Raw genomic sequence first — 18,130 nt, 5'->3', positions numbered from 1 at the left:
GGACTTGTTATCTTTCATACAGAAAGCTAAGGGCGCGATAATAATGTATTTTTATTTAAATATTTCTTAAACTTTTATTGTCTGCGTAGCGTTTTAAAAACTTAGCCTTTAGCGTGCAAAGGCGCGAAAGGCAAGGAGCGCACAAAGGAGCAAATATCATCTAATACTTCTTGCTTATTTATCTCATTTAAAATCTCGTGTCGCGCGCCCTCATAGAGCTTTAAATGCACATCAAAGCCGCTTTTTGCGTATGCTTTGGCAATTTTCTCCACCCCCGCGCCAAATTTCCCGCAACTATCCTGCAAGCCGCTTATAATAAGCATGGGCAAATGCTCGCCCTGCAAGCTATGCACATCATTCACCCACTGCATACCCTTAAATAAACCAATAAAACTCTGCAAGCTAAAAACAAACATACACGCGCTATCTGCCTTATACGCATTCACCACAGCCCTATCCCTGCATAGCCACGCAAAGTCTCTATCCTCGTTCTTATCACGCAAAAAGGGCTTATTAAATCCACCAAAAGAAATGCTATTAATAAAATGCTTACCCCATGTGTATAAGTGGCATTTGTGCAATATATGCGCTAAAAATATCCCAAAAGGCACGAGAGGGTTATACGCAGGCGAGCCTGATAGAATAAGCGCGCTTAGTTCATGTTTGTATAGCTTAAGATAACCTCGCGCAAGTAGAGAACCCATAGAATGCCCAAGCAGCACAAATTTTTTAGGCTTAAAGCGTTTTTTTAGAAGCAATGTAAGCTCATGCATATCATCTATAGCGTATTCAAAGCCGCTTTCACTCACGCTTTGCGCGCTAGATTCTATACGAGGCTTATGTGGCATATCACTTGGCATGCCTTTCATCTCTCCCCATTCGTGATTTTCATCAATACTCTTGCCATGCCCTCTATGGTCGGCTATGGCGATAACAAAGCCTTCTTTTGCTAAGCTACTTCCCACCCATTCATAGCGCCCTTTATGCTCTACCATTCCATGCGCGATTTGAATAAGCGTTATAGAATCTGTAAGCACATTAGGCATATACACATCATAAAAAATGCGCAAATTATCTTTAGCGGATATAAAACTCCTATCCTTTTCTAGCAAAATATAATCTTTCATCTGCCTCCTTTTTGCTTTTCTAGCCACTGCATTAAGGCTAGCTCATCGCCATTAAAGATATTTAAATCAATATATTTTTCATTCCCATAATAACCCTTAAGCACGCCTTTTGGATTATATTGCCAAAACACCCATGAATGCTTATCAAAATACACATTAAAAAGCCTAGCCCACAAAGAATCTGGCGCAAAAAACACAGAGCGAATCCACAGCGGATACTCTCCATAGCGCCCGCGCAAATACATATCATAAAAGCTTGGCGTGGTGTAAATAATGGGCTTAAAGCCATAGTGAGATTCTAAACGCGCAAGCAAAATATCTAGCTGCTCATACACATCTTGAGCTTTGGGGGGATTAGCCGCTTTTGAACCATAAAACTCTATATCCACTACCGGTGGCAAAATATATGCAGATTCTATAAGCGGCACATTATTAATAAAATTCTCCCCCTGCGTATGCCCCGCACTATCAAAGCTAAAAAAATGGTATGCTCCCACATACAGCCCATGCCTTTGGGCATGCTCAAAATTATAGGCAAATTGCTTATCCACCCAGCTGCTGCCCTCTGTGGCTTTAATAAATGCAAATCGTATGCCCTCATTTGATAGAATCTCCCATTGTATTTGCCCTTGATGAGCTGATACATCAACGCCCCTAAGCGGATAAGCACTATGACTTGGCATATTAAACCATACCATACCATTATGCTGCAATACAAAAAATATCCCGCCAAGCAAGCATACCACGCCTAAACGCAGCGCAAATCTGCCCATACGCTTAGCAACATAAACACCCTTATGCTTCACACGCTAAGCCTTGCGTCATATTTTTCTAGCAAAAATGCCGGTTGATAGGAGAGTTTGGCTTTCCTTAAGCCCTCAATGCCCAAATCCTCCTCGCGATTTACATACTGCAAATGCGAGAATGTATGCTTTAAAAGTGCTTGATTAATCGCCTGATACGCGCCGCTAAAGGCGATATTTGCCTTTTCAATATGAATAAGCGCCATTTTTTCATCAAGCACCTCGCCAAAACTAAAGGCAATAATATCCCCATCACATCGCAAAAGCCCACCTTGCAAGCCTAAGGTATTAAAATTGCAAAGTGCATCATTAATGCCTAGATTCTCAAAATGCAAGCCCTCATCATCTTTTTTAGATTCTAAAAACCATTGATTATTGACTTCCCTAACTTCTTGTAAATTACCTTCATTAAGCGGCTCAAAGCATGCTTGAGGATATTGCAGATAAAAGCGATTGAGATGATTTTTTTTCTTATGAAACTTGCGCCCACTAAGCGCAATAAGCTCCTCCACATTATAGATATAATCAAATCTATCGCGCCTTTGTGTGATTTCAAAACTATCGCCAAATAGTGATAAAAGCTCATCTTTCTCACTAGCTTGCAAAGAGTGGATTTCTAAAGGCAGTCCTAAATGCGCATAATGAGCTATCATAGATTCTATAATTGCCTTTTTATCGCCTTTGCCTATGGGATAAAAGATAAAGGGATTTTGACCAGCGTAGCGCGTTTGGATAATAAGCTGCCCATCTTGAATGCAAAAGCTAATCTCCCTAGAATGCCGCCACATAAAAAGATTAGAAAAGTTTGTATCAGCCTGCCAGCGCCCACTTGAGCGCGTTAAAGGCTCTAAAATCACTCTATCTGCAAGCCCTAATCCTTTAAACTCCATTACTCCTCCTTAAGAATCTAAGCAAAAATATAACTGCCAAGCCATTTAATCTCATCACCCCTCTTAGCAAAAAGCCGCTGCAAAGGCTCATCAAGATAATGCCCTTCGCAATCAATAAAAAATCCCATTTTAAAATCCTCATTCCTTAAAGGGCGAGAATCTATCTTTGTGAGATTAATGTTTTCCTGCTCAAAATCCCCCAGCAAGCGAAATAAATCACCCACTTGGTCTTTGTGCCTTAAATTTACAAAAAGCGAGGTTTTATCCCTACCGCTAGGAGCATTACTAAAATCACTCACAATCACAAAGCGCGTTTTATTATGCTTAGAATCCTCAATATGCTCAAACATCAAAGGCAGGTTATAAAGCTTACCTGCAATCTTTGAGCCAATGGCTGCGCTTTGTGGCTCTCTAGCAGCCAGCTGCACCGCGCGTGCGGTAGAATCTGTAGGGATTTGCTCAATATGATGCAAATTATTAGCATTTAAAAATCTTTGGCACTGCCCAAAGGCAATATCTTTAGAAAAAATCTTTTTTATCTCACCTAAATGCTCGCAACTGCTTAAAAAACTATGATGAATGGGCAAAATGACTTCTGCAATAATCTTAAAATCGCTTTGCGCAAGCAAATCAATGCTCTCCCCCACCATGCCATTAGTATTGTTCTCCAAAGGTATCACGCCATATTTTACGCGCTGATAAGAGAGGGCTTCAAAGACTGCGCTAATGGTATTTAACGGGATATATTCACTCATCGCGCCAAATCGCTCTTCTGCTGCTTGATGCGTGTAACTTCCAATAGGACCTAAAAAAGCCACCTTTTGGGGTAGCTCAATATTGCGTGAAAGGGCAAAAATCTCTTGATAAATAGCCTCAATGGCGCGTTTGTCCATATATTTGCTCTTTTGTTGGCTTAGTCGCTCTATGATTTGCCTTTCACGCTCTGGGCGATAAATCGCGCCACCTTGTTTATGTTTGTGCGCACCCACCTGCGCGACTAGCTCCATACGCCTTTGCAAAGCGCGCAAAATCTCATCATCTACCCTATCAATCTCTGTGCGTAACGCTTTAAGTGTTTCATCTTGTGCTTTCAACCACTATCCTTTTAGCAAACTTTCCTCATCTTTTATCATCTCTTCAAAGCTCTCCCTACGCTTAATGAGCCTAGCCTCTCCATTAATAACCCCCACTTCCGCAGGACGCGGGCGTGTATTATAATTGCTTGCCATGCTATACCCATACGCGCCAGCATTTTTAATAAGCAGCAAATCCCCGCTTTTAAGCGTAGGGAGCAAAATACCCTTTGCCAAATAATCCCCACTCTCGCAAATAGGACCTACCACATCACACACACTTGCCTTAGTGTGCGTGCTAGATGTGCGAGCGCTAGAGCTAGATTCTGTATTTATAGAATCTAGCGGCTCTATTTTGTGTGTCGCCCCATAGAGCGCGGGACGCATTAAATCATTCATCGCCGCATCAACGATTACAAAGCGCTTTTCTCCATTATATTTTTCATACACTACCTTTGTGAGCAGCACGCCACTCTCTCCCACAAGCAGCCGTCCAGGCTCGCAAATAATAGTCAAATCAAGCCCATAGAGTGCTTCTAAAATCGCTTGCGCATACGCATAGGGCGCAATAATCTGCTCATCATCATAGCATATCCCAATCCCTCCGCCTACATCAAAGAATTTTAAATCAATCTTTAAAGCCAGCAAGCTATGGGCGAGTTTAGCAATTTTTTGTGCAGCTTGCTTAATGGGCGCTAAATCTGTGAGCTGCGAGCCAATATGAAAGTGAATGCCCACAGGCTCTAAAAATGGCGCATTTTTAGCAAAAATATACATAGCCTTTGCCTGCTCAATATCCACGCCAAATTTATTTTCACTTAAACCCGTTGAAATGTAGGGGTGCGTTTTTGCCTCGATGTTGGGATTAACGCGCACAGAAATCCTTGCCTTTATCTGCATATCGCGCGCAATAGATTCTATACGATAAAGCTCCTGTTCGCTCTCCACATTTAAAAATAAAATATCACTCTGCAGCGCCTCGCTAATCTCGCTATCTTGCTTCCCCACGCCGCTAAAAATAATTTTATACTTTGGCACGCCTGCACGCAGCGCACGCCGCACCTCGCCAATAGATACACAATCCGCCCCACTACCAAGCTGCGCAAGATGATGAATAAGAGAGAGATTTGAATTTGCTTTTAAAGCATAGCAAATGAGCGATTTACGCGCTTTGAAGGCGTTTTTTAGCGTATTAAATGTATGCGCGATACGGTCAAAATCATATACATAAAGTGGCGTTTGGTAGGCTTGTGCAAGGGCAAAATAATCCATATCCGCTCCGTAGATTCTATAAAAAGTAGGGATTTTTACTTTGTAAGCGATAATTTTAGCCACAATAGCATAATATTATGTTAAAATCCTCGTTTGCAAAATTATTTCTATTTTATTTTCCCTACTCAAGGATTGTATGTATGGCGTTATCACCTGATAGTGTTTTTATGCTTGTAAGTGTGTTTTGTGTGGCTTTGTTTGTGTTAATATCCGCACTTTATTTATTTGGACCAACGCCCAAAAAGCCAGAATCTAGCCAAATAGAGCATCGTCCCAAAGTTACTATTGAAGAAATTATGAAAATTCTTGATTCTCCAAAAAGCGATTTAGAGGCGCTGCGCAAGGCTGCAGATATGTTTTTTGGGCATTATGATGAGCTAGAATTAAGCGATTATCGCAAAAAAAGCTTTCTTTTTGCCATAGCGGTGCATAGAAATACTTCCACAGAGCTTATCATTCGCACTGAAGAGCGCCTAAGGCAGCTAAACCCTGATTTAGAGCGCGAACTTAATAAAACGCTTAATCGCGCCCTTGATGCGCGTGATATTTAAACTCTCTTGCAGTAAGCCTATATTTTAAATCTCCGCACTTAATCTCCCCGCTCACTTTGGCTAGCTTGACTTAAGGGGCTTAAGTGCTTAAAAGAACTTTAATTTAAAAGGGTGTATTATCGCGCTTTGCTAAGGATTTGGGAAATCCATTTTGACTTTTATAGAATCTAGATTCTATAACGCCGCGCTTTTGGCTCTTGCAAAAACCACAAAGTGAGGCTTAATTTTAAGGGCTAGATTCTATATGCCACTTTAAAAGCCTTAAAAATGCAAGGATTAAATATGAATGACACCATACAAATTAATGTTTGTAATCTGCCCTGCCCCGAGCCTGTTTTAAAAGTAAAAAAGGCGTTGCTTGGCGTGAATGAGCACTCCTTAAAGCTCCATAGTTATGAAATCATTGGCAATTCTCCCTCATCAAAAGAAAATCTTATGAGATTTTTAAGCACAGAGGGCTTTGAGTTTGAAGTGGGCTTTGGACGCGATGAGCAATTTATGATTATTCTTAAAAGCAAAGCAAATAAGCACAATAAAGAGGGCAAGGATAAAATCCTACCTAAAATGATGCTTATTAAAAGCGATAGAGTGGGTGAGGGCGAGCTTGGCGGTATGCTTATTCATGGCTTTATAAAATCGCTCTTGCAAACAGATGTGCTGCCTCAAAAGATGCTTTTTGTAAATCGCGGTGTGCTGCTTACTACCGATAATAAAGAAGTGGAGAATACTGAAATTGTCGAAGTGCTAAAAGAGCTTGAAAAGCAGGGCGTTGAGATTTATTCTTGCGGCTCGTGTTTGAGCTATTTTGCGCTTACAGAGCGTTTGAAAGTAGGCATGATAGGTAATGCCATTGAGGGCGTGCAAAATATGCTTTTAAGCGATAGTTTAATTAGTCTTTAAAGATGCCATAATGCAAACAGATTCTAGACTAACACAGCACATTCAATGCGCGGGTTGAGCGGCAAAAGTAGGTCTGGAGGACTTAAAACAAATCTCTAGCCAGCTCACTCAAAAGCCAAATGCGCTACTTATCACGGGCTTTGAGCATAATGAAGACTGCGGCGCTATGCTCTATGAGCCTCATAGCGAGTATGCTATGCTTTCTTCTGTGGATTTTATCACGCCTGTGGTCGATGACCCCTATATGTATGGGCAGATTGCAGCAGCAAATGCTTTGAGTGATATTTTTGCAATGGGAGGTGAAGCAAAAAGCGCGCTCAACCTGCTTATGTGGGATAATGTGCATTTTGATACTGCTGTGGCAAATGAAATCCTAAAAGGTGGATTAGATAAAATTACAGAATCTAATGCCTTGCTGCTTGGCGGGCATACCATTAAGGATAGAGAGCAAAAATATGGGCTTTCAGTTAATGGCATAGTGCATAAACATCATCTATGGCGCAACTGCACAGGGCAAATAGGCGATGGGCTTGTGCTTACTAAACCACTAGGAAGCGGGATTCTAACCACTGCCATTAAGGCACAAGAAGCCTTTGACACCACGCAAGTCACGCAATCTATGGCAACACTCAATCTTTATGCTATGCGTATTGCTAAAAGTTACGAAATCCACGCTTGCACGGATATTACAGGCTTTGGGCTTATTGGGCATGCACTTGAAATGTGCGCTCTAGATTCTAAGCAAAATGCGCTGCAAACGCTGCAAAACACACACACAGAATCTAAAAGCATACTTTTCTACACGCAGCATATTCCGCTTTTTCATGCGGTAAGAGATATGGCGCAAATGGGCATTGTGCCGGGTGGCTCGCATGAGAACAAAAAGGCTTTGTCCCATAAAGTAAGCATTCAATGCGATATACAAGATGATATTTTTTACTACGATGCGCAAACTTCAGGCGGCTTACTGCTTGCGCTGCCTTTTAGCGAGGCAAAATCGCTTGTATATGACTTGCGCAAAAATGGTATAGAATCTGCCGCGCTCATTGGTGAAATTATCCCCAAAGCACGCACGCCTATTGTTTTAGGCTAGCTTACACTTTTAAAAGGGCTTTAAAAAAAGATAATTTTGCCGATGTTATGCGGTAAATCTCGCTATTTTTACTAAATTTCTCTAGATTTCTAGGAGGGTTTTGCATGCAGTTTAATATGATAAATACGCTCGTGCGTAGATTCTATGTGCTAAAAGAAGAAGGCTTTGTGGCAAATGCAAATTACAAAGAGGATTTGCAAAACTTTTTGCCTAAAGAAGAGTTTGCTATTTTTAATGCGATGTTTGAGGCTGATAGCATTGATAAGGCTGTGGATAGTATCAAGCGCTCATATACCAGCGGGCGCGCAAATAAGCAATATGTGATAAATATTTTATCCGAACCTAAAATCACGCAAATTGCTACCATACTCCTCAAAGGCTCAAAGCCTGAGGCGCTTGAGAGGGCTATTCGCATAAGGGAGCAGATTGATAAAAATAGCGTAGCATTTTTGGAGCTTGTGCAAAATCTTGAAGAAAAGCTCATCACTTTTCTTGTCTCGCGCGTGAGCAAATTCCCTCCTGCTCCGCCTGAAGATTACCTAAAAACCCTATCAAATAAAGAAATTGGCATTAGTAACATCGCACGCTACTTTGGCGGGGATTTTGAGCGAGCATATCTTGATGATAAAGGTGTGGGGAAAACATATTTTGACTTTCTTGTTTGTAAGGTGCTTGTTAAGTATAAGTTTATGAATGCTGAAGATGCGCAAAAGCTTTTGCTTGCGTTCATTTGGGCTTCTATCCCAGCCTTTAGGAGCAAGACGCGTATGACTTCTGTAGGCAGCACACGCTAGATTCTATAGCATTAGATTCTATAAACACCGCTGTATAACGCTACAAAACAGCAAAATAATCTAAAAAACGCAGATTCTGTGTTTTAAAACAAATAATTTTCAAGTAAAATAAATGTTTTGAATTTATAGAATCTTATAGAATCTAAAAGGAGTGTGAATGGCAAGTATAGAAAAAATCATCGAGGATAAGGCAAAGCGGCAACTAGACAAGCTTAAAATCCCCTATTTTACACCTAATGAAAGCATAAACACCCAAATAGACAAAGCCCTAAGCACAGCCCCAAGTAAAAAGGGCGGCGAGGGTAAAAATTATCCTGATATTAAGCTTTTATTACATACAAAAGATTTAAAGCAAATCCCAGTAATGATAGAGGTTAAGGGTAGCAAAGGTGATTTAGAGAAATTAGAGAAAAATGGCGAAATTTCAAATTTCTTAAAAGACAATGCTGAGCCAAATTATACAAATATCTCAAAATACGCGCTAAATGGGGCGATTCATTATGCAAGTGCAGTGACTGATTATAGCACTTATAATGAATGTATCGCCATAGGTATCAATGGCTATAAACAAGGATATAGCGATGATAATGATATAAAAACCGAGCTTAGAGCCTATCTTGTAAGCAATCCGCAAATTTATAAAAAGCTAGGCGATTTTAGTGATTTAAGTTTTTTAACAAGTGAAAATTTAAGCGAACTTATAGAAAATGCAAAGCTTACAGCAGACGAGCTAGAAGAAAAGACAAAAGATATTGAAAATACCATAGAAACAAGGCTAAAAACGCTTAATCAAACTATGCACGACACCTACGGCATAGGTGTAGGCTATCGTGTAAAGCTTATAGTCGGTATGATAATGGCAGCACTAGGCGTAGAATCTAAAGTCGCACCTCTTGAGATTAATGAGCTAAAAGGACATAATACGACAAATTCAAATGATGGCAAAGTTTTTATCGATAAAATTAAAGATTTTTTAGAATCTAAAAATTTACCAAACGAAAAAAAGGAAATGATAGCCAAAGAATTAGAGCAGGTCTTTATATTTTCAAAGCTTTATGAGCCTAAAAATAACGAAAGTCGTCTAAAGCCCATTTATGAAATCGTAACGCAAAATGTAATGCCCTATCTTAAAAGCAACAATTATCATTTAGACTTTACAGGCAAACTTTTTAATGTACTTAACTCCTTTGTGGATATACCCGATGGTGATAAAAATGATGTGGTGATGACACCTCGATATGTGTGTGAGCTTATGGCTAGATTGTGCGAAGTGAATAAAGATTCTTATGTGTGGGATTACGCACTAGGAAGCGGTGGCTTTTTGATTTCAGCAATGAAACTTATGATGCAAGATGCAAAAGATTCTATACATTCACAAAGAGATTTAAACGAAAAATTAGCACTAATTAAGGCAAATCAACTCTTAGGCGTAGAGCTTAGAAGTGATATTTATATGCTTGCTGTGCTAAATATGATACTTATGGGTGATGGCAGCTCAAATATCATTCATGCAGATTCTCTAAGTGAATTTATGGGTAATTACGAGCAAGGAAGTTTTAAAAATAAGCCTTTTCCTGCGAATGTCTTTTTGCTTAATCCGCCGTATTCAGCCGAGGGTAAGGGCTTTATATTTGTAGAAAAAGCCTTAAAAAAGATGAAAAGTGGCAAGGCTTGCGTGCTTATCCAAGAAAACGCAGGCAGTGGCAATGGTCTGCCTTACACGCAAGAGATTCTAACGCATTCAACTCTTTTAGCAAGTATGAAAATGGCAGATATTTTTTGCGGTAAATCAAGCGTGCAAACAGCGATTTATCTTTTTGAAGTGGGCAAGCCTCACCTTGAAAATAAAATAGTGAAATTTATTGATTTCACTAATGATGGCTACGCAAGGCAAAACCGCAAAAAATCAGGTGCAAATGTGAATTTAAAAGATATAGATAATGCAAAAGCAAGATATGATGAAATCGTAGCCATCGTGCTTAATCACAAGAAAAAAACGCATTTTTACGACTCCTGCGTGATAGAGGATACCATAAGCCTAAATGGCAAGGACTGGACCTTTTCACAGCACCAAAAGATAGACACCACGCCACGCTTAGAAGACTTTAAAAAATGCGTGAGTGAATATCTAGCATGGGAAGTAAGCAATATTTTAAAATCACAAGGAGACTTAAATCGCCCTTTTTAGCAAGCCCTCATTTGCAAGAATTAGAATCTAGATTCTATGCGAATGGGGGCTGGTTTAAAAAGTTTGCTTTAGGTGAGTTATTTGAAGTAAAATCAAATCCGCAGTTAAATAAAGATAGTTTTCAATTTAACGAAAATGCAAAGTATCCATACTTTACTAGAACCTGCCTAAATAATGGCATAGCAGGATATGTAGAATATTTAGACGAGGAGCATAAAATTAAGGGTAATAGCATAGCGGTGGGAATGCTTGGAATGCAGTTTTTTTATATGCAAAAAGATTTTTACGCAGGGCAATTTACAAAGACGATTTATCCTAAATTTAATCCTTTTAATGTAAAAATAGCTCATTATTTTATTGTTTTGCTTAATAAAAATAGCCCAAAATTTCTATCTGTTTTGGTGCGTGATTTTGAAAAAAATTTTAATGCGACTTGTGTATCTATACCCGTGCATAAAAATGGAGAAATTGCCTTTGATTTTATGGAATCTTATATTAAAGAGCTGGAGATAGAGCGTGTTCGCGAAGTGGAATTTGAGCAAAAAATAGAGCTTAAAGCATATTTACAAGCTACCAATTTAAAAGACTACACACTTACAGAATCTGAAATAAATGCTATTAATATATTTAATGCTTTAGATTCTAAAACTAACGGGGGGGGGGGTAAAAGCCGCCTAGATTCTATAGAATCTATAACCCCTAAAGATTCTATAAATATTAAAGATTCTATAGTATCCATAAAAAACACAGAATCTACTCACGCAATAAAATGGCAAGAATTCAAAATCGCCGGTTTGTTTGATGTCATAGAATTGAAAAAACTTAATCCGCTTGATAGCAGAGAATTTAGAGCTAAAGAACAAGATAAATTACATTCTATACCTGCAGTAGTCGCAAAAGTTGGCAATAATGGTGTTATGTATTATGTTAGCAAAAATGATTATGAAACCGCAAGAAACAAGATAGTGATTATAGCTGATGGTGCAGTTGCTTCTGGTTTAGTTTATTACCATGAAAAAGAATTTACAATTTTACATAATGCTTATGCAGTAACATTAAAATTTAATGAATTTGAAAAGAGAAACATTTGTTTATTTTTCGTGGCAGCATTACAAAAGGGAATTTTTGAACTTTTTAATTATGAAAATAAGCCCACTTGGAATAAAGTTAAGGAAAAATTTATAATTTTACCCGTGCATAAAAAAGGCGAAATTGCCTTTGATTTTATGGAATCTTTTATCAAAGCTATTCAAAAAGAAGTAATAAAAAATGTAGTTCTATACAACGACAAAAAACTAAACGCCTATCACCACGCCATAAAATAGACTAGCCGTGTAGGGCTCATAGAATCTAGCCGCGCAAGGTTTTCACGCAAGCCTTAATAGATTCTATCAAATACTCAATCTCGCCCACGCTATGCGTATAGTGAATGCTCACGCGCAGCCACATGGGCTTTTTCTCATATGTCCCCTCTCCCATAAGATAATGCCCATAAGGACCGGCACAACTGCAGCCCGCACGCGTTTGTATGCCATACTTTTTGCTTAAAAGCGCGCATAAATCAAGAGGCGAAATCGAGCCGATGTTAAAGCTTACAATCCCTAATCGCTCCGCTCTCAAATCGCCATAAATGCTTACAGCCGGGATTTTTTTAAGCTCATGTAAAAATACTTCTGTGAGGATTTTCTCCCTGCGCGCAATCCAATCTAAGCCAATTTCATTGCGTAATTGATAAGCCAAAGCCGCCTGTAGCACACCCAAAATATGCGGCGTGCCAGCCTCCTCGCGCGCTGGATTTTCGCTAATAAAAGTATGCGTATTTTCATTAGCATACTCAATCACGCCTCCACCGCTAAAGCTAGGCGGCAAGCTCACATCAAGCAAAGACTTCCTTATAGCCAAAATCCCGCATGAGCCTACCCCGCCCAATAATTTATGAGGCGCTAAAAATGCCGCGTCAAAGTGCTTAGCATCTATTTGCTTATAAGGCGAGGAGCTTGCCATATCAAGCGCGATAATTGCCTTATACTGCCTTAAAAGCGCACTTATAGAATCTAAAGGCGTCAAAATGCCTGTAACATTAGATGCCGCGCTTAGAGAAGCAATAATTTTATGATGTTTAATGCGCGATAGAATCTGCTCCAAATGCGTGCTATCTGGCACGCCCTGCGCATTAAAATCAATCTTTTGTATATGGCAAAGCCCCTCTTTGTAGCTTATCTCATTTGAATGATGCTCAAAACCACTAATTATCACATAGGGCAAGCCTAGCTTGTGCGTGCGTTTATCATAAGATTTAAGCGCATTGAGCAATCCTAGCTGCGCTAAATTTTCTAGCGGCTCAATGAGTGGCTTAAAGTGTGCTAGCGTGTGCGGAGAGATATAAATGCCCATTAACTCTTGAAATTTTTTAATACCAAAGCTAGCTCCGCTCCCACCGGCAATAAGCACAAAATCATCGCTCAAACTAAGCGCGCTAGCAATATGCGCCTTTGCGCGCTCATATATTTGGCTCATAAGCGCAGAGTGCGTGGCAAAATATGAGTGCGTATTAGCATAATAGGGCAAAATAGATTCTATACGCTTATAAATGCCCCTATACGCAAGCCCAGAGGCTGTAAAATCAAAATAATGCTGCTTTGGGGCTAAAATGATATTTTCGCGCAGCTGCGTAAGCACATCTCTATCAGGCTTGAGCAATGGCGCAAAAAAGCGAGTGATAATCTTTTCAGGCTTGAAAGCAGCCATATCGCCTCCTTATAAAAGCTTACACTATTTTTAAACTTTGCGCTTTAAACTTAGATTCTATAAATACAGAATCTACAGACTCTCCAAATGTGTCGCCCACTCAAGCAGATTCTATAATCCACACTAAAAGCGCTCATTTTATAGAATCTAGCGCTAGATTCTATACACGCAAGGCTTAGTTTGGGGAAAGTCCTTATTAGCTTGGGAGTTTTGTATTGCTTTTTGGATAACTTCTATTTTACTTTCCTTATCATTTATGATTTTTATTATACAATTTGAATACAAACCCACCCAAAATTGTGGTAGCAACAACAAATTTTACAAAGCGAGGAGAATGCGATGAACAAAGAGCTTGAGGATTTTATTAGCGCCTACAAAGCGCATGTAAATGAGCGTGAAAAAGAGGGGATTCCGCCACTGCCACTTAGCGTGCCACAAACCCAAAGCGCCATTGCTATGTGCAAAGATAATAGCATAGATGAGAGCCTTAGGGCATTTGCAAAGGATTTAATAATTCATAGGGTAAATCCGGGCGTTGATGCCTCCGCACAGCTAAAGGCTGAATTTTTGGGCGAAATACTCCTAAAAAACCAGCAATCATGGGGTTTTAGCCAAAGTGAGGCAGTTACATATCTAGGCACCATGCTTGGCGGATATAATGTCTCTCCGCTCATTGAGGGGCTTTCGCTCCCAGATAATGCTATTGCAAAGGCTTGCGCAGAAGCGCTAAAACATACACTTTTAATTTATGATAATTTTGAGAAAATTGCTGCACTCAACACGCCGCTTTCGCAAGAAATTCTACAATCTTGGGCTAATGCGGAGTGGTTTTTAAGCAAAGAGGGCTTAAAAGAGCATATAAAAGTGTGTGTGTTTAAAGTCGATGGCGAGACAAATACAGATGATTTAAGCCCTGCAAGCGATGCTTTCACACGCAGTGATATTCCTTTGCATGCTAAGGCTATGCTTAAAAATCGCATTGAAAACTACGAGGCGCGTATAGAATCTGCCAAACAAAAAGCCGCGCAAAATGACGCTATTGTCGCGTATGTAGGCGATGTGGTAGGCACTGGAAGTAGCCGAAAGTCTGCTTGTAATTCTATTATGTGGCATTTTGGCAAAGATATTCCATTTATTCCCAATAAAAAAAGCGGTGGGATTGTTATAGGCGGGGTGATTGCGCCTATATTTTTTAACACCTGCGAGGATAGCGGCGCGCTACCCATTGTCGCTGATGTGAGAGAGCTTAAAGATGGCGATATTATCACACTTGACACCCGCAAGGGCGAGATTATTAAAGATGGCAAAGTGGTGGCTACCTTTACTCTAAATCCTGTAACTATCACTGATGAAATCCGCGCTGGCGGGAGAATCCCGCTCATCATCGGGCGAGGCTTAAGCACAAAAGCGCGCGAATACTTAAAGCTTGGCAAAAGCGATATTTTTAAAGCACCAAAGCAGCCCGCGCCTAGCACAAAAGGCTACACACTTGCGCAAAAAATGGTAGGGCGCGCGTGCGGAGTTGAGGGCATACGCCCGGGCAGCTATTGCGAGCCAAAGACTACCACGGTAGGCAGTCAAGACACCACAGGTGCAATGACGCGTGATGAAATTAAGGAGCTAGCTGCCCTAAGCTTTGGCGCGGACTTTGTCTTGCAGAGTTTTTGCCATACTGCTGCCTATCCAAAGCCGGCTGATATTAGCCTGCAGGCGACTTTGCCTGATTTTATCTCCAGTCGCGGCGGTGTGGCGCTACACCCAAAAGATGGCGTGATACACTCATGGCTTAATCGTATGTGCCTACCAGATACTGTTGGCACGGGCGGAGATTCTCACACGCGCTTCCCTATTGGCATTAGCTTCCCTGCGGGCAGCGGACTTATCGCATTTGCCGCAGTTACAGGCTCTATGCCGCTTGATATGCCAGAATCTGTGCTTGTGCGCTTTAAGGGCAAGCTAAATCCGGGTATCACGCTGCGCGATTTGGTTAATGCTATACCTTATTACGCTATCAAGCAAGGTTTGCTCACGGTGGAGAAAAAGGGCAAAAAGAATGTCTTTAGCGGGCGTATTTTAGAAATTGAGGGCTTAGGGGATTTAAAGGTAGAGCAAGCCTTTGAGCTAAGCGATGCAAGTGCGGAAAGAAGTGCTGCAGCGTGCAGCGTGCGCCTAAATAAAGAGCCTATTATTGAATATCTTAGCTCAAATATCACACTTATAGAATCTATGATTAAAAGTGGCTATCAAGATGCTAAGACGCTTAAGCGCCGAGCGGAAAAAATGAAAGAGTGGATTGCTAATCCTGTGCTTTTAGAACCTGATAGCGATGCGGAGTATGCGGCGATTATTGAGATTGATTTAGCAGATATCAAAGAGCCTATCCTTGCATGCCCTAATGACCCAGATGATGTGGCGACCCTTAGCGAAATCCATGCTAATCCCAAGCGCCCAACCCATATTGATGAAGTGTTTATCGGTAGTTGTATGACAAATATAGGGCATTTTAGGGCTTTTGGTGAGATTGTCAAAAATGCAGGGCAGAGTAACACGCGCATTTGGATTGCTCCACCCACTAAAATGGACGAAAATGAGCTTACAAAAGAGGGCTATTTATCGCTTTTTGGCGCAGCGGGTGCAAGGGTAGAAGTGCCGGGCTGTAGCCTGTGTATGGGAAATCAAGCGCGCGTTAGGGATAATGCTATTGTGTTTTCTACTTCAACGCGTAATTTTGATAACCGTATGGGCAAGGGGGCGCAAGTCTATCTAGGAAGTGCGGAGCTTGGTGGTGTGTGCGCGCTGCTAGGGCGTCTCCCTACTGCGCAAGAATACCTTGAAATCGTGCCGCAAAAAATTGATAATAAGCGAGCGAGCATTTATACTTATCTTAATTTTAATCTTATAAAAGACTTCGCGCTTTAAATTAAAAGCGCGCAAGCATTGCAAAATAGCCCACACGCTACAGGCAAAGTTTGCGCGGCGTGGGGATAAAATACAGAATCTGACTATCGCTTAAAATCCTTAAAAACCAAATGTGTAGCGTAAGCCGACATTATATGTGCGGTGAATAGTGGCTTTGACACTTACATCGGTCACATTTATATCAAAAAGTGTAGTTTTTACAAAAGGCACGCGTGCGGCTAGCTCAATACCATGTGCTTTAGCAAATACGCCTCTTAAACCTACATTAAGTGCGGCATCAAAGCCTGTTGTAGTGGCTTTCTTACCAGCCGCTGCAGGTACGCTTTTGGCGTCATTAATGCCTTCACCACTCCAAGAGTTTGCACCTAGCCCAATACCTAAAAACACACCAAAATCCATATCTGCAGATGTGACAAAATTATAGAGCGCATCTACATTCACGCCATAATTAAGTGTATTGTAGGCTTGACTTTCAATTGTCGCGCTGCTCATATCTATATTGCCATAGTAGCGCAAGCCAAAGCTTTCTGTAAAAAATTGCTTATACCCTGCGATAATGCCATAGTTTAAGCCACTTTTTGTGTTTTTAATATTTTCTGTCTCGCCTAAAACATTGCTTGAAAGCTTAAGCGTAGTGCTTCCATACCCAATGCCCACACCCACAAATGTGCCGCTTTCCTCTGCTATAAGCGCACTGCTTGTTAGAGCTAGTGCCGCTACTGAACTTACTAACAACTTTTTCATTGTTACTCCTTAAGAATGTAAATCTTATGCTTTTACGCATATCTTTACATTCTACCCCCCCCCCCCCCCATATTTACCTTAAAGTCAAGGTAAATATGATGTAAATTGTATGTTAAATGTAAAATAATGTAACAGATTTTGTATCTGGCATTCAAGGAGGGCTTTATTAAATTGTATTTAATGAGCTGGATATTAGCAGACTTGAGGCAAAAGGCTTAAGTGGCAGATTTTACCGCGATGGCAGGGTAGGGCAATTGAGTGGTGGTTGGTTTTTGTTAAATTTAGATTCTGTGAATTTCATTGCGTTTTAGAATCTAGATTCTGTATTATGATTTTAATGATTTTATTTTGTGGAATGTTTTTTGGACTCTAAAATGTTTTTGTTTTGCAGTTTTGTGTCGTTTTTGTAAGTCGTAATTTTAGTTTGTTGTAGTTTGTAATTTGCAGAAAGTAATTTTCCCTATCCTTGCATTCACCTACATTTCCACACTTGAAAAGTGCAGTATCATCGGCTGATAGAAGCTTAACTGCTAGGTTCGGAATGGAGCTAGGTGTGTCCTACTATCATATTAACACAAAGAAAAAGGGAAATAAAAGCAATTTTTGTTTGTCTTTGCGCGAAAAATAGTCAAACTTAAGTTTGCTAGAATCTAGATTCTATAATGCTTAGAATCTAAGTTTAGATTCTATATTTTAGATTCTATCTTTGCTCTTATTTCCATTTTTGCTTTGTCTCTTTTTTGTTTTTTGTTTGGTTTATAGAATCTTATTTGGTAAGTTTAGATTCTATAAACCTAATTCAAAGTTCTAAAGAGAAAGTATTGTTAATAGCCTTGTGTTTAAAGTATTAGTAATTTAACTTAATAATTACACGCCATGTTTTACTTCATTGAATCTAAATACACTCAATAAGGCAGTATCGCTTAATAAAAAAAGCCAAGCGGTCTATTAGTAGTAGTCAGCTAAACATATTACTATGCTTACACATCTACCCTATCAAGCAGCTAGTCTTGCTGCGACCTTCAGGG

At 40.1% G+C, this 18,130-nt stretch carries 13 protein-coding genes, 2 rRNA genes and 1 pseudogene; 7 read left to right on the top strand and 9 right to left on the bottom strand.

Annotated elements, in window-relative coordinates; all coding sequences use genetic code 11:
* Positions 1-101 precede the first annotated feature (101 nt).
* Genes LS71_RS07750 through lysA form a run of 5 tightly spaced genes read right to left on the bottom strand, consistent with a single transcriptional unit; the run spans position 102 to position 5,165 of the window.
* Complete coding sequence (locus tag LS71_RS07750) at positions 102-1,127, bottom strand: alpha/beta fold hydrolase (protein WP_034353331.1); 1,026 nt, start codon at positions 1,125-1,127, stop codon at positions 102-104.
* Positions 1,124-1,933 (bottom strand): glycoside hydrolase family 25 protein, encoded by an 810-nt coding sequence (locus tag LS71_RS07745; RefSeq protein ID WP_034353334.1) that lies wholly within the window; start codon positions 1,931-1,933, stop codon positions 1,124-1,126. The genes LS71_RS07750 and LS71_RS07745 overlap by 4 nt, the downstream gene beginning before the upstream one ends.
* Positions 1,930-2,820, bottom strand: a complete 891-nt coding sequence (locus tag LS71_RS07740) for a DUF2156 domain-containing protein (RefSeq protein ID WP_034353336.1) — start codon at positions 2,818-2,820, stop codon at positions 1,930-1,932. The genes LS71_RS07745 and LS71_RS07740 overlap by 4 nt, the downstream gene beginning before the upstream one ends.
* A 17-nt stretch (positions 2,821-2,837) precedes the next feature.
* Complete coding sequence (gene pheA, locus LS71_RS07735; RefSeq protein WP_034353339.1) at positions 2,838-3,914, bottom strand: chorismate mutase; 1,077 nt, start codon at positions 3,912-3,914, stop codon at positions 2,838-2,840.
* Positions 3,915-3,917: 3 nt separating this feature from the next.
* Positions 3,918-5,165, bottom strand: a complete 1,248-nt coding sequence (gene lysA / locus LS71_RS07730) for a diaminopimelate decarboxylase (RefSeq protein WP_034353341.1) — start codon at positions 5,163-5,165, stop codon at positions 3,918-3,920.
* A 140-nt stretch (positions 5,166-5,305) separates the two neighbouring features.
* Between lysA and LS71_RS07725 the strand changes: the two genes are divergently transcribed.
* The 6 genes and pseudogenes from LS71_RS07725 (at position 5,306) to LS71_RS07700 (ending at position 12,016) form a co-directional block, all read left to right on the top strand.
* Entirely contained in the window at positions 5,306-5,716 is a 411-nt protein-coding gene (locus LS71_RS07725) for a hypothetical protein (protein WP_034353345.1), read from the top strand.
* Between the two features lie 282 nt (positions 5,717-5,998).
* Positions 5,999-6,616, top strand: coding sequence for a sulfurtransferase-like selenium metabolism protein YedF (gene yedF / locus LS71_RS07720; protein WP_034353348.1), 618 nt, complete (start codon positions 5,999-6,001; stop codon positions 6,614-6,616).
* Positions 6,617-6,686: 70 nt separating this feature from the next.
* Positions 6,687-7,709, top strand: a pseudogene (selD, locus tag LS71_RS07715) (selenide, water dikinase SelD); the annotation flags it as partial.
* A 104-nt stretch (positions 7,710-7,813) separates the two neighbouring features.
* Entirely contained in the window at positions 7,814-8,503 is a 690-nt protein-coding gene (locus tag LS71_RS07710) for a hypothetical protein (protein ID WP_034353353.1), read from the top strand.
* 157 nt (positions 8,504-8,660) lie between these two features.
* Entirely contained in the window at positions 8,661-10,691 is a 2,031-nt protein-coding gene (locus LS71_RS07705) for an HsdM family class I SAM-dependent methyltransferase (RefSeq protein WP_034353356.1), read from the top strand.
* Complete coding sequence (locus LS71_RS07700) at positions 10,637-12,016, top strand: restriction endonuclease subunit S (RefSeq protein ID WP_138109899.1); 1,380 nt, start codon at positions 10,637-10,639, stop codon at positions 12,014-12,016. The genes LS71_RS07705 and LS71_RS07700 overlap by 55 nt, the downstream gene beginning before the upstream one ends.
* A 25-nt stretch (positions 12,017-12,041) precedes the next feature.
* Here the strand turns inward: LS71_RS07700 and LS71_RS07695 are convergent, their stop codons facing one another.
* Complete coding sequence (locus tag LS71_RS07695) at positions 12,042-13,439, bottom strand: aminotransferase class V-fold PLP-dependent enzyme (RefSeq protein ID WP_034356874.1); 1,398 nt, start codon at positions 13,437-13,439, stop codon at positions 12,042-12,044.
* 339 nt (positions 13,440-13,778) lie between these two features.
* Between LS71_RS07695 and acnB the strand changes: the two genes are divergently transcribed.
* The gene (gene acnB / locus LS71_RS07690) at positions 13,779-16,358 is read left to right on the top strand and encodes a bifunctional aconitate hydratase 2/2-methylisocitrate dehydratase (RefSeq protein WP_034356877.1); all 2,580 of its coding nucleotides are present in this window, start codon (positions 13,779-13,781) and stop codon (positions 16,356-16,358) included.
* 99 nt (positions 16,359-16,457) lie between these two features.
* On the opposite strand, the gene LS71_RS07685 is transcribed toward acnB, so the two are convergent.
* The 3 genes from LS71_RS07685 to LS71_RS07675 all read right to left on the bottom strand — a co-directional run.
* Entirely contained in the window at positions 16,458-17,102 is a 645-nt protein-coding gene (locus tag LS71_RS07685) for an outer membrane protein (protein WP_034356880.1), read from the bottom strand.
* Between the two features lie 463 nt (positions 17,103-17,565).
* A 5S ribosomal RNA gene (gene rrf / locus LS71_RS07680) occupies positions 17,566-17,682 on the bottom strand.
* Positions 17,683-18,029: 347 nt separating this feature from the next.
* Positions 18,030-18,130, bottom strand: a 23S ribosomal RNA gene (locus LS71_RS07675); the annotation flags it as partial.

The sequence above is a fragment of the Helicobacter jaachi genome (assembly GCF_000763135.2).
Classification (GTDB): Bacteria; Campylobacterota; Campylobacteria; order Campylobacterales; family Helicobacteraceae; genus Helicobacter_C; species Helicobacter_C jaachi.
Note: the sequence above shows the minus strand (reverse complement) of the source record. Positions and strands in the feature narration are given on the sequence as shown.

What these genes read in the sequence shown, in the direction of transcription:
- LS71_RS07750 (WP_034353331.1), bottom strand. Translation starts at nt 1,127, where the DNA reads ATGAAAGATTATATTTTGCTAGAAAAGGATAGGAGTTTTATATCCGCT.
- LS71_RS07740 (WP_034353336.1), bottom strand. Translation starts at nt 2,820, where the DNA reads ATGGAGTTTAAAGGATTAGGGCTTGCAGATAGAGTGATTTTAGAGCCT.
- lysA (WP_034353341.1), bottom strand. Translation starts at nt 5,165, where the DNA reads ATGGATTATTTTGCCCTTGCACAAGCCTACCAAACGCCACTTTATGTA.
- LS71_RS07725 (WP_034353345.1), top strand. Translation starts at nt 5,306, where the DNA reads ATGGCGTTATCACCTGATAGTGTTTTTATGCTTGTAAGTGTGTTTTGT.
- yedF (WP_034353348.1), top strand. Translation starts at nt 5,999, where the DNA reads ATGAATGACACCATACAAATTAATGTTTGTAATCTGCCCTGCCCCGAG.
- LS71_RS07710 (WP_034353353.1), top strand. Translation starts at nt 7,814, where the DNA reads ATGCAGTTTAATATGATAAATACGCTCGTGCGTAGATTCTATGTGCTA.
- LS71_RS07705 (WP_034353356.1), top strand. Translation starts at nt 8,661, where the DNA reads ATGGCAAGTATAGAAAAAATCATCGAGGATAAGGCAAAGCGGCAACTA.
- LS71_RS07700 (WP_138109899.1), top strand. Translation starts at nt 10,637, where the DNA reads ATGGGAAGTAAGCAATATTTTAAAATCACAAGGAGACTTAAATCGCCC.
- LS71_RS07695 (WP_034356874.1), bottom strand. Translation starts at nt 13,439, where the DNA reads ATGGCTGCTTTCAAGCCTGAAAAGATTATCACTCGCTTTTTTGCGCCA.
- acnB (WP_034356877.1), top strand. Translation starts at nt 13,779, where the DNA reads ATGAACAAAGAGCTTGAGGATTTTATTAGCGCCTACAAAGCGCATGTA.
- LS71_RS07685 (WP_034356880.1), bottom strand. Translation starts at nt 17,102, where the DNA reads ATGAAAAAGTTGTTAGTAAGTTCAGTAGCGGCACTAGCTCTAACAAGC.